This window comes from Pseudonocardia hispaniensis (genome assembly GCF_042658695.1).
GTDB classification, from domain to species: Bacteria; Actinomycetota; Actinomycetes; order Mycobacteriales; family Pseudonocardiaceae; genus Pseudonocardia; species Pseudonocardia hispaniensis.
Genome location: NZ_JBHSQW010000014.1, coordinates 67,923 through 79,748, shown reverse-complemented (window position 1 = coordinate 79,748; position 11,826 = coordinate 67,923). Strand labels below are relative to the sequence as shown.

10 protein-coding genes and 1 pseudogene are annotated in these 11,826 nt (G+C 70.2%); 6 read left to right on the top strand and 5 right to left on the bottom strand.

Translation table 11 applies throughout. The features are described 5' to 3' along the window. Positions 1 to 34 precede the first annotated feature (34 nt). Together ACFQE5_RS06740 and ACFQE5_RS06735 are read right to left on the bottom strand one after the other, a co-directional pair. Positions 35 to 1,345: a PhoH family protein gene (locus ACFQE5_RS06740; protein WP_379583942.1), complete on the bottom strand. Its 1,311-nt coding sequence runs from the start codon at positions 1,343 to 1,345 to the stop codon at positions 35 to 37. A gap of 401 nt (positions 1,346 to 1,746) precedes the next feature. After that, positions 1,747 to 3,039, bottom strand: a complete 1,293-nt coding sequence (locus ACFQE5_RS06735) for a DUF885 domain-containing protein (RefSeq protein ID WP_379583941.1) — start codon at positions 3,037 to 3,039, stop codon at positions 1,747 to 1,749. 338 nt (positions 3,040 to 3,377) lie between these two features. On the opposite strand from ACFQE5_RS06735, the gene ACFQE5_RS06730 reads away from it, so the two are divergent. Continuing rightward, a complete protein-coding gene (locus tag ACFQE5_RS06730) occupies positions 3,378 to 3,755 on the top strand; it encodes a hypothetical protein (protein ID WP_379583940.1) in 378 nt (125 codons plus the stop codon). Positions 3,756 to 3,861: 106 nt separating this feature from the next. On the opposite strand, the gene ACFQE5_RS06725 is transcribed toward ACFQE5_RS06730, so the two are convergent. Beyond that, positions 3,862 to 4,623: an isoprenyl transferase gene (locus ACFQE5_RS06725; protein ID WP_379584072.1), complete on the bottom strand. Its 762-nt coding sequence runs from the start codon at positions 4,621 to 4,623 to the stop codon at positions 3,862 to 3,864. A 165-nt stretch (positions 4,624 to 4,788) separates the two neighbouring features. Here ACFQE5_RS06725 and trhA point away from each other — a divergent pair, with 165 nt between their 5' ends. After that, a complete protein-coding gene (trhA, locus tag ACFQE5_RS06720) occupies positions 4,789 to 5,409 on the top strand; it encodes a PAQR family membrane homeostasis protein TrhA (protein ID WP_379584071.1) in 621 nt (206 codons plus the stop codon). A 32-nt stretch (positions 5,410 to 5,441) separates the two neighbouring features. Here trhA and ACFQE5_RS06715 read toward each other — a convergent pair whose 3' ends face one another. After that, the gene (locus tag ACFQE5_RS06715; protein ID WP_379583939.1) at positions 5,442 to 6,059 is read right to left on the bottom strand and encodes a hypothetical protein; all 618 of its coding nucleotides are present in this window, start codon (positions 6,057 to 6,059) and stop codon (positions 5,442 to 5,444) included. 175 nt (positions 6,060 to 6,234) lie between these two features. Beyond that, positions 6,235 to 8,256 (bottom strand): thioredoxin domain-containing protein, encoded by a 2,022-nt coding sequence (locus ACFQE5_RS06710; RefSeq protein WP_379583938.1) that lies wholly within the window; start codon positions 8,254 to 8,256, stop codon positions 6,235 to 6,237. A 370-nt stretch (positions 8,257 to 8,626) separates the two neighbouring features. Here ACFQE5_RS06710 and ACFQE5_RS06705 point away from each other — a divergent pair, with 370 nt between their 5' ends. The 4 genes and pseudogenes from ACFQE5_RS06705 to ACFQE5_RS06690 all read left to right on the top strand — a co-directional run bounded on the left by ACFQE5_RS06705 (position 8,627) and on the right by ACFQE5_RS06690 (position 11,565). Next, positions 8,627 to 8,872 carry a hypothetical protein gene (locus ACFQE5_RS06705; RefSeq protein WP_379583937.1) on the top strand — a complete coding sequence of 82 codons (246 nt, stop codon included), beginning with the start codon at positions 8,627 to 8,629 and terminating at the stop codon, positions 8,870 to 8,872. Then, entirely contained in the window at positions 8,848 to 9,051 is a 204-nt protein-coding gene (locus ACFQE5_RS06700) for a hypothetical protein (RefSeq protein WP_379583936.1), read from the top strand. Before ACFQE5_RS06705 ends, ACFQE5_RS06700 begins: the two co-directional genes overlap by 25 nt. Before the next feature lie 186 nt (positions 9,052 to 9,237). After that, entirely contained in the window at positions 9,238 to 9,735 is a 498-nt protein-coding gene (locus ACFQE5_RS06695) for a hypothetical protein (protein ID WP_379583935.1), read from the top strand. A gap of 145 nt (positions 9,736 to 9,880) precedes the next feature. Beyond that, positions 9,881 to 11,565, top strand: a pseudogene (locus ACFQE5_RS06690) (ISAzo13 family transposase). The last annotated feature ends 261 nt before the right edge of the window (positions 11,566 to 11,826 follow it).

Sequence of the window (11,826 nt, the reverse complement as noted above, 5' to 3'; positions counted from 1 at the left end):
GTGACGCTCCAGCGTCACCCGGCACTGCGACGGCCTACGCCCCCGGCCCCTCCAGCATCTCGGTCACCAGCGCGGCGATCGGGCTGCGTTCGCTGCGGGTGAGCGTGACGTGGGCGAACAACGGGTGCCCCTTCAGCTTCTCGATCACCGCCGCGACCCCGTCGTGCCGCCCGACCCGCAGGTTGTCACGCTGGGCGACGTCGTGGGTCAGCACCACCCGGGAGGCCGTGCCCAGGCGGGAGAGCACCGTCAGCAGCACATTGCGCTCCAGCGACTGCGCCTCATCGACGATCACGAAGCTGTCGTGCAGCGACCGGCCGCGGATATGGGTCAGCGGCAGCACCTCGAGCATCCCGCGGGAGAGCACCTCGTCGATGACCTCCTGACCGGCCAGCGCGCCGAGGGTGTCGAAGACGGCCTGGGCCCAGGGCGCCATCTTCTCGCTCTCGGTGCCCGGAAGGTAGCCGAGCTCCTGACCGCCGACGGCATAGAGCGGGCGGAACACGACGACCTTGCGGTGCTGCTGGCGTTCCAGCGCCGCCTCGAGGCCCGCGCACAGTGCGAGTGCCGACTTCCCGGTGCCTGCCCGGCCGCCGAGCGAGACGATGCCGATCTCGGAGTCGAGCAGCAGGTCCAGCGCGACGCGCTGCTCGGCCGACCGTCCGTGCAACCCGAACGCCTCGCGGTCCCCGCGGACCAGCTTCACCCGCTTGTCGGCGGTGACCCGGCCGAGCGCCGAGGAGTTGGCACCGAGCAGCCGCAGCCCGGTGTTGCAGGGCAGGTCACGCGCGGCGTCGTTGTCGATGACGCCGTCGCGGAACAGCGAGTCGATCTCCTCCGCCGCGACATCGACATCGGCCATCCCGGTCCAGCCGGAGCTGATGACGTCCTGGGCGCGGTACTCGTCGGCCTGCAGGCCGACTGCGGCGGCCTTCACCCGCAGCGGCATGTCCTTGGTGACGAGCACGATCTCGCGCTTGCCATGGGCCTCGGCGCGCAGGTTGAGCGCACACGCGAGGATCCGGCTGTCGTTGCTGTCGGTTCGAAAGCCGGCAGGCAGCACGTTCGGATCGGTGTGGTTGAGCTCCACGTGCAGTGTCCCGCCCGCGGTGCCGATCGGGATCGGTATGTCCAGCCTGCCGTACTCGACGCGCAGGTCGTCGAGTTGGCGCAGGGCCTCCCGGGCGAACCAGCCCAGTTCCGGGTGGTGCCGCTTGCCTTCGAGCTCGGAGATCACCACCAAGGGCAGGACGACGTCGTGCTCGTCGAAGCGGGTCAGTGACCACGGGTCCGAGAGCAGGACGGAGGTGTCGAGCACGTAGCAGCGTGGAGCGGTGTGTGTCACCTCTGCTGGTTCGGCGGGCCCTGCTGTGGGGGCGGTACGGCGATCGGGCACGTGTGCTTCTCGCCGGCGCTCGTCGGCGTGGGGCCGGGTGGCGTCGTACGGCGATCTCGCGAGCTCGGTCAACGAAAGCTCCCTCGTGGGCGTGACAGCACGCCCACACTCTGGCGGCCGGCGTGCCCTGGAGCGGGCTGCTCGACGGCCCACAGAGCACCGCCGAGCACGCCCGCGAGGGCCGGTTGCCGGCCCCCTCGGGTGCAAGTGACACCACGACCAGGGCCTCCCCGGACGGTCCGCATCAGGCACGGCCCGTCGAAGTGAACGCTACTAGCGGTCACCCGGGTGCGGTCAACAGCAACGGGGCGTCATCTCGGTTCGCACGGCAGAGGTTTCACAGAAACGGCCTACCGTTCACCGCGCAATGAATACCGTCTGTCGTCGCGATGGCGGCCGCTGGGCCACCCGGGTGGTGGCCGCCGTTCGACCTGTCGAACCTCCGCCTCAGCCGACGTGAGCTCACCGCGGATGGTGGCCGGGACCAGCGGATCGTCCAGGAGACGGCGGTACCGGGCCCGCGGACCAGGGCCCGGACGGTTCAGCCACGGCCGCAGCAGGGCGACCCCCTCGACATAGGTCGTCGTGTAGCTCCGCCAGAGCGGATGGACGAGGAACCGCAGCAGCTGGCGGGCCCGGCCTTCGGGGATGAGCAACCACCGGCACAGGTGGGCCAGCGCGGCTTCGGCCGAGCCGGGCCGGTCGTGCAGCAGGAGCGCGGCGTCCTGACGGACCCGCGCGAGCTCCGCCAGCGCGTCCTCGACGCGCTCGCCGAGCTCGCCGTCGGTGTGCACACCCACCTCGGCGAGAACCGCGGCCGCCCACGAACCCCAGCCAGGTCCGGCGAGCGCGAGCAGGCCCAGGTCGGCGGCGCCCTCGCTGATCAGGCACTGCGGGGTGCCGATGAGGAACATGCCCCGCTCGGGCGCCCGGACCGACGCGACGCGCGCGAGGCACCGCTGCGTGTGGTGACCCGGGTAGGTCTCGTGCGCGACGAGCTGAACGAGCTGGATCGCCCGCAGCGCAGCGTCAGTGTTGATCATCACATGGGAGCGGAAGCCGCCGAGGTGACGGTTGAGCCCGCTCCATGGACGGTCACCGACGAGCTCGAAGGTGACGGCCTCGTCCACCGGCAACGCGATCCAGGCCTGCGTCCGTTCCCGCAGCGCCTCGGCCACCGCCTGCACGGCGGCGCCCAGCCGCCCGGGGGCGACGGCCTCGCGGCGGCGAAACGCGTCCAGCCGCTCGGCGAGCGGGGCGGCACCGGGGAGTAGTTCGTCGAGCTCGCGGTGAACTTCCCGGTAGCGCTCCGGATCACCCGGCGCGATGCGCACGCCGTAGCAGGCGTCAACCTCCTCGACGAATCCCACGTCGTGCCCGGCGAGCCGGCGTGCTGCGCACTCCACCGCGGTCAGCTGCGCGGCCAGAAACCGCTGGCGGTCGGGGTCGAGTCCCGCCTCGGGGAGTTCTACGGACAGCCTGCGGGCGGTGCGGAGCAGCTCCGCCGGATCCGGGCTGGGTCCGGAGGCGGCGTGCCGGCGCAGCGCGACATCACCGGTGTAGGTGTCCACGATGCCGGGCACGAGCCGTTGGAGGCGCAGCCCGAGCAACAGATAGTCACGGACGAGCAGGCTCCGCACCACGTGCGCAACCTATCGATCGGCGCGGCTCGCCGGGCCCAGTGTTCGCGCTCGGCGACGACCATCGGTCCGACCGAGAGGATACGGGTCCGAACGAGTGATTTTTGATGACATTGGGTCACTCATACCTGCGTCGCAGCGCGATTCTCGGTCACCGAATCCACCCGATGAGATGCGTAACGAAACGTAAAGTATCGAGTTCACACGATAGTGTTACTCGATTTGTTGTATTGCCGCAGCAGAGATAGCTTTGTTTTCAGTCAGCGCGGGCTCCCCGGTCGGACGCTGACACGTACGGAGCCGATCTGGGTCGGCACCAAAGACTCAACAGGAGATGAACTGTGCTGAAGAAGGCTGGAATTGTCGTGGCCACGGCCGCTGCCGGTCTGCTCGCGGTGAGCCCGCTCGCCTTCGCTGGCGACAAGGGTAGCTGGGGCCACCACCACCACGGCACCGACCAGGTGAACTCCAACGAGGAGATCCACCAGGGCCTCGTCAACGTCTCGGACAACAACGTCAACGTTCCGGTCCAGGTCTGCAACAACGACATTCCGGTCAACGTCCTGGGCGTCCAGGTCTCCGACGTCACCGCCGACCTGGTCGGCGCCCTCGGCCTGCTGGGCCCGGCCACCGCCACCGGTGGCGACCTCTCCGAGAACCGCGCCTGCGCGCAGGGCGCCAACGCCGGCGACTCGCTGGTTCAGAGCAACGACGACTGAGCTCGTCAACTCGCCCGAAATAGCGCCGACCCGATGGGTCGGCGCTATTTCTCTTCATGTAGATAACAGTTGAATAACACCGAGTAACCACCGGGAATCTGGTTCGTTAAGTACCGAATCGGCGGTGCCGCGCAGCGTAGTCACGCAGCGCTCGCAGGAAGTCGACCCGGCGAAACTCGGGCCAGTACGCCTCACAGAACCAGAACTCCGAGTGCGCCGACTGCCACAACAGGAATCCCGACAGTCGCTGCTCCCCCGAGGTGCGGATGATGAGATCCGGATCGGGCTGACCCGAGGTGTAGAGGTGCGCGGCGATGTGGTCGACGTCGAGGACCTCGGCGAGCTCCTCGATCGTCGTGCCGGTCTCCGCGTGCTGGAGCAGCAGCTTGCGCACCGCGTCGGCGATCTCCTGCCGACCCCCGTAGCCGACGGCGACGTTCACCTGCAGGCCCGGTCGCCCGACAGTTCGGGCCGCCGCGGCCGAGAGCCGATGAGCGATCTCGGTCGGCAACAGCTCCAGCGCCCCGACCACGCGCAGTTGCCACGGCCGCAGCGGACCACTCAGCTCGTCCACGACGTCGGCGATGATCCCCAGCAGTGGTTCGAGCTCATCGGCGGCGCGGGAGAGGTTGTCCGTGGACAACAGGAACAGCGTCACCACCTCGACGTCGGCGGCGCGGCACCACTCCAGCAGGTCAGCGATCTTCGCCGCGCCCGCCCGGTGCCCGTCGTTGACGTCGACCAGGCCGGAGTCCCGGGCCCAACGGCGGTTACCGTCGAGCATCAGAGCGACATGGCGGGGGCGGGTAGCGCCCTCCAGCCGCCGTCTGAGCTCGCGCTCGTACAACGAATAGAGCAGGTCGCGCACGCCCACGACCGGTGAGCGTACGCCGGTTCACCAAGGCGAATCGCAATGCATGGCGGGACCAGCGGCGACGATCACCGCCACGCGACGTCGCGGCCGCTCGTGGTGACGTAGCCTCGCGACGTGACCGCCGGACCCCTCACCGCTCCGTCGCAGGTCAAGCCTCGTATGCGCGGATGGCTGCACCTCTGGTCGTTCATCGCGTCGGTGCTCGCCTGCGCGACCTTGATCACAGTCGCTGCCGTGACTCACGGGCCCGGCGTCGCGACAGCGACCACGGTCTACAGCGTCACCGTGCTCGGGTTGTTCGGCACCAGCGCCCTGTACCACCGGCGCACCTGGGCCACCACGCGCGGCCGCATGATCATGAAGCGGCTCGATCACTCGATGATCTTCTTGTTCATCGCGGGCACCTATACCGGGGTGGCGGCGCTCGCGATGGACCCGCCAACCGCGCGCTGGGTGCTGAGCGTGGTCTGGATCGGCGCGATCGCGGGCGTGATCTTGAAGACCGCCTGGCCGACCGCTCCCGCCTGGTTCGGGGTGCCGATCTACCTGGCGCTGGGCTGGGTCGCGGTGTTCGTGCTCCCCGACCTGGCTCGCAACGCCGGTGTCACGGCACTGGTGCTCCTGCTGGCCGGTGGCCTGCTCTACACCCTGGGCGCGATCTTCTACGCGACCAGATGGCCGAATCCGTGGCCCACCACGTTCGGCTACCACGAGTTCTTCCATGCCGCGACCGTGCTCGCGGCTGGATGCCATCAGATCGCCATCTGGCTCGCCCTGTGAGTGCGTAACAGTGTTCTAACACTGTTACGCACTCACAGGGCGGCGCTACCTGGGCCTTTCGCCCGGAGCTCGTCGACCTTCGCCATCGCGGTACGCAGTTCGCCCAGCCACTCCTCGGCGTGCTCGCCGACCAGCCGCACCGCCCAGGCCAGCGCGTCGGAGCGGGACCGGGCAACTCCGGAATCGACCAGGGTGTCGAGCACGATCCGCTCCGGCTGTCGCAGCCGCGTCATCACCGGTACCGAGGCGGTCGTGAACAGTTCCACGACGTCGCCGATCCGCGCGCCCCACGCGACCTTGCGCTGGTAGCGGTGCTCGGCCTGACGCGCGATCTCGATCCGCTCGTCGCGGGTCTGCTCGCGGAACCGGGAGATCCGCCCGGAGATCGCCGCGGCCCGTTCGGCCCGGCCCGCCTCCGAGTCCTCGAACTCGCCCTCCACCGGCGGCAACTCACCGACGATGACGATCTCTTCACGATCGATCGTGACGTCGGGGGCGCCGACGAACCAGCCCTCCGGGAGCCTGCCGTGCAGCCAGGCCGGCGCATCCTGCGCACCCGGCAGGTCGGCCTGCTGCCACCCTCCGCGGCCCGGTCCACGCGCGCCACGACCCCCGGGCCCGTGCCATCCACGGTGCATGCGTCCCGACATGTCCCGTCACCTCCGCCTCCCACGCCGGTGATTACGAGATTACACAGCAACGCAGACTCCCGCGAGTCGGGGTGTTTCCGCGAGCGAGTCGAACCCGCGGGAACACCGAAGGCCGGGCCGGCTCCGCGGAAATAGCCCGACTCAGGCGCGGAAATACCCCGACTCGCGGAGTGGATCAGGGACGGACGCCGAGCAGGGCCGTGATCTCCTGCGGGGTCGTCACCGGGCGATCGCAGACGAACCCTCGGCAGACGTACGCGGCGGGACCCCCGTTCACCAGCGACCGGCCGGCCAGCAACGGGACCCCCGCGGCCCCGGGCTCGCCCGCCACGACAACCGCACCGCCGGGCGCGATACGGCGGGCATGCGCGAGCAGCTCGGCACGGCCGGCCTCGTCCGGGCCGACGACAGCCACCTGCAGCGGTCCACCCACCAGAGCCTCCGCGGCAGTGAGCCAGTGTCCGGCGAAGCGCGGGTGCTTCGTCGCCAGTGACCCGACCAGCTGCAGCGCGGCCTCGGCGATGTCCCGGTACCGGGCGGCGGCCTCCCCTTCGACCAGCACCGATGCCGTCACCAGCGCATTCGCCAGCGCGGACGCCCCGGCCGGTGTCGCGTCGTCGGTCAGGTCGCGGGGCCGGTGCAGCAGCTCGTCAGCGTCGTCGGCGGTGTCGAAGAACGCGCCGAGGTGCTCAGGAACGGCGAAGCGCTCCAGCGCAAGCTCCAGCAGCTCCGTCGCGGCCGACAACCAGCGCGGCTGTCCCGTCGCCTGGTGCAGCGCGAGCAGCCCGTCGGCAAGGTACGCATGGTCCTCGAGCACTCCGGCCGCGGCCCCGATCACCCCGCCGCGTGAGGAGCGGCGCACCCGCCCCTCGACGATGTGCAGCCGCAGCAGCAGGTCGGCCGCCTCGGTCGCGGCCGACACCCATTCCGGATGGCCGAGCGCGGCACCCGCCTCGGCGAGAGCCACGATCGCCATCCCGTTCCAGGCGGTGATGACCTTGTCGTCGCGGGCCGGCTGAGGGCGCTGGTCGCGCGCGGCCAGCAGCGCGGTGCGCACCCGCTCCCAGCGCTGCGGATCCTCCGGATCGGTCAACAGCTGCAACGTCGAGCTGCCCCGCTCGAACGTCCCCGCCTCGGTGACCGTCAGCAGCGACGCCGCCCAGGCCCCGTCGGCCTCGCCGAGGACCGCGAGCAGCTGCGCCGGGGTCCAGGCGTAGGTCAGCCCCTCGACACCCTCGGTGTCGGCGTCCAGCGCAGAGGCGAACCCGCCCTCGGGCGTGCGCATGTCGCGCAGCAGGAACGCGGCGGTCTGGGTGGCCACCCGCCGGGCCAGCGCGGATCCGGTGCGGCGCGCCAGATGGGCGTACACCCGCAACAGGAGCGCATTGTCGTAGAGCATCTTCTCGAAATGCGGGACGACCCACTGCGCGTCGACGCTGTAGCGCGCGAAGCCGCCACCGAGCTGGTCGTAGATGCCGCCGCGGGCCATCCGCTCACAGGTCAGCTCGACCAGCTCGAGCGCCCGGCGGGCACCGGTGCGTTCGTGGTGGCGCAGCAGGAACTCGCACGCCATCGATGGGGGGAACTTCGGTGCCCCGCCGAACCCACCGGACCGGGAGTCGAAGCTCTGGGCCAAGGCGCCGGCGGCGCTGTCCAGCGCTGTCGCATCCACACCTGACGGTGGCAGCGCCGCGGCGGCGTTCTCGCTGAGCCGGGCCGCGATCTGCCCGGCTGCGGTGCGGACCCGCTCGCCGTCCTCCCGCCAGGCCTTCGTGACCGCGTCGAGCACCTGCCGGAACGACGGCATCCCCGGACGTGGTCTCGGCGGGTAGTAGGTGCCGCAGTGGAACGGCTCGCCGATCGGGGTGAGGAAACACGTCATCGGCCAGCCGCCCTGGCCGGTCATCGCCTGTGTCGCGGCCATGTAGACCGCGTCGATATCGGGGCGCTCCTCGCGGTCGACCTTGATCGCGACGAACTCCGCGTTGACCTGCTCGGCCGTCGCCGGGTCCTCGAACGACTCGTGCGCCATGACGTGACACCAGTGGCAGGCCGCGTAGCCAACGCTCAGGAGGATCGGTGTATCCCGGCGCCTTGCATCGGCGAACGCTTCAGGCCCCCACTCCCACCAATCCACTGGATTCTCGGCGTGTTGGAGCAGGTAGGGGCTGGTTGCGTTGGCGAGCCGGTTGGCCATTCCTGTGACTCCTCAACAGTGGCACGTGCATCACTTTTCCCTCAGTGATGCACGAAACCAGCGAACGATCGTTCCTTCAGCGTAGGAGGTCTCGCGGCGACGCGTTCTTAGCCGAAGCTGCTCGCGCAGGGCAAGCCGCGCACCCTCGGCGGCAGCGCACGGCCCTGGCGGGTGCGCTTCTACGCTCCCAGCCCGGGCACCAACCGTTCTTCCGGACGCCCGCTGGCAAGGGCGAGCCGTGGAAGCGGGTGCTACGCCGGGCCGCCTCCGAGGAGGAGGCCCGCGCGATCTTCGCCCCAGCCGAGGCCGCGCTCGACACGGACGCCCCGACCCGGTCGGCGGGGACGTCCGGGCCTCGCGGACGATCCGGATGCTCAGCGAGGAGTACCTCGCCGACAGCATCCAGCGCGGCAAGCAGTCCCGGACGCTGGAGCAGCGGATCTCCCGGCTCAACGCGTACATCCTCCCGACCAGCGGCGACGTGCCCGTGACCAGGTGGCGGGTCGAGCACAGCCGTCAGGTGATGGAGAAGGGCTCGAAGACCCTCTTCCCCAACGCGACCGCGAGGACCTGCGCGTCCAGCTGGCGGCGATGCGCAAGCTCGCCTGGCGGCTGAGCTGGCTGGATCGCTCGATCGACCCGCTCGACGGACTGGAGATCGGGCGGACCAACGTCCTGCATGGAGCGACGGCGCAGGACGTCGACCCGCGTCTGCGCCCCGAGACCCGTCAGGTCCGCGCGATGGCGGCTGCCGCCGACGAGCTGTGCGGCCGAGGGGCACCGACCCGCTCATGACCCGGCCGCTGTTCGGCACCAAGATCCGGGTCGACGGCTTCGGCGGCCTCCGCCTCGGCGAGCAGTACGCGGTGCGCGCGATCGACGTGTTCTTCGAGAAGGGCTACGTCCACGTCAACGGTTCCTGGATCACCCGTGGAGTCAAGCAGGCCTCCGCGGACCGTGAAGAACCACACCCTTCACGAGGTGCCGCTTCCGTTGTCCCTCATGCGCGACGGGCTCCTCCCCCGCGTCAAGGAGTTGCTCGGCCTGCCCGCAAGCGCGACGCTGCAGCAGGTCACCATCGCGCAGGACGCGGAGCGCCACCGCCGCGCATCACTCGCCACCCGGGACAAGGAGAACCTGGCGTGGTGGAATTATCACGTCCCTCCAGAGAACGAGCTATGGCTCTTCGTCGACACCGTCACCGGCCTGCCGGTGAAGCCCGAGATGCACAACGAGCGCTGGCACCGCGTGCGCGCGTGGGTCGACGAGAACGACCCTGACAACGCCTGGCCAAAGACGATCGTCTACCGCAACCTCCGCCACCACGCCGCGACCAAGTGGTTCCACGAGGAGCTCGGCGAGCCCTGGGAGGTCGTCGCCCAGTACCTCGGCGACAAGCTCACCACCGTCCCGAACCACTACGTCCGCGCCGGCGAGGACGCGCTCCGTGGCTCGGTCAGCAAGCTGGCTGAGCGCTGAGCCCGGGCACGTCTCCTGCCGGAGACTCGAGTCGGCCCGAATCGCACACGGCACCCTGCGCGACGCCACTAACCCCAATGCCGTTCAGTTAGGGCCTGCAGAGAAATAAAGCGCTGCTTCCCGTCGTGATCTTCGTTGATGTGGTATGGCCATCCCGGTGGAGACGCAGCACGCGCTGGCGGCGAAGTTCGAGGCGCTGTTTCCGCACCTGGACGAGCGGCAGCGCCGGCTGCTGGCCGGGGCCGAGGCCCGCGCGCTGGGCCACGGCGGGGTCCGCATGGTGGCGAGGGCGGCCGGGATGCGGGAGGGGACCGTCTCGCGGGGCGTCGCGGAGCTGGACTCGGGTCAGGAGCCGCTGGGCCGGGCTCGGCGCCGCGGCGGGGGCCGGAAGAGGGCGGCCGATCTGGATCCCGGTCTGCGCCCGGCCCAGCTGGCGTTGGTCGAGCCGGATGCGCGCGGGGATCCGATGTCGCCGCTGCGGTGGACGACGAAATCGACCCGGACGCTGGCCGACGAGCTGACCCGGGCCGGGCACAGGGTGTCCGCCGATACCGTCGGTGACCTGCTGCGCGAGGAGGGGTTCAGCCTGCAGGGCAACGCCAAGACGATCGAGGGCGCGCAGCACCCGGACCGGGACGCGCAGTTTCGTTACCTCAACGACCAGGCCAGGGCCTACCAGGCGGCCGGGGACCCGGTGGTCAGCGTGGACACCAAGAAGAAGGAGCTGGTCGGCCAGTACCGCAACCCGGGACGGCAGTGGCGCCGCCACGGCGAGCCGGTCGAGGTGGCGACGCACGATTTCCCCGATCGGGAGCTGGGCAAGGCCATCCCGTACGGGATCTACGATCTGGCCGCGAACACCGGCTGGGTCGGTGTGGGCACCGACCACGACACCGCCGCGTTCGCGGTGGCCTGCCTGCGGCGCTGGTGGGACGCGGTGGGTCGGGCCCAGTACGCCGCCTCCCGGCGGCTGCTGATCACCGCGGACGCGGGCGGCTCGAACGGCTACCGCACCCGGGCCTGGAAGGCCGAGCTGGCCGCGCTGGCCGGGGAAACCGGGCTGGAGATCACCGTGTGCCACTTCCCGCCCGGCACCTCCAAGTGGAACAAGATCGAGCATCGGCTGTTCTCCCACATCACCCTCAACTGGCGGGGCCGGCCGCTGTCCAGCCACGAGGTGATCGTGAACAGCATCGCCGCGACCACCACCCGCACCGGGCTCACCGTCGCCGCCGAACTCGACACCGACACCTACCCCACCGGGGTCCGCATCAGCGACGCACAGATGGCCGCACTGCCGCTGGCCCGCCACGCCTGGCAGGGCGACTGGAACTACACCCTGCACCCCGACCCGTACCCGCACCTCCCGGTCGCCGCACCGGATCCGTTCGACCAGCCCAGCCCCGACCGGGCCTGGCCGTGCCACCCCACGGTGACCGGACTCCCGACCCCGCAGTGGGAGGGCTTGATCAGCACGATCACCGCGCTGCACCACCAGCAGCGGGAAGCCGAGCTGGACAAACGCCGCGGTCACCGCCCCGCAAGATCCGACCCGGCGCCGGACGGCGCCCCGCCCTGACCCTCGCCGACCGGCTGCTGGCCACCGTCCTGCACTACCGCCACGCCCTGCCCCAGGTCGCCGTCGCCGCCCTGTTCAACGTCCGCCCCGAGACCATCAACCGGCGCATCCGCGACACCCGGCACCTGCTCGACCAGGCCGGCCACACCATCGAGCCCACCGGACACCCACTGGCCACCCTCGACGACCTCTACCACCTCACCAGCACCGCAGGCATCACCATCCCCACACGAACCACGACAGCGAGTTGATGATCTGCAGGCCCTTAGGCGGTGGGTGGTGTGGTCAAGGATCTTGGGGTGGCGGTGTGTCGGTGCCGGTAGCAGGAGCGGAGCTCCGGTAGGAGAGGTCGTCGACCAAGACACCCTCGTGGCCACCGGGAGCTCCGCTGAGTACGAATTCTGTCATCTCGCGGGTCGTGACCGTGGCCGGTGGCCGGTTCGCGCCCGGTCATATCGGTGAGCTGCCCCGGATCGTGCCGTTCGAGATGGTCGACGCGGCGCTGGCTGAGA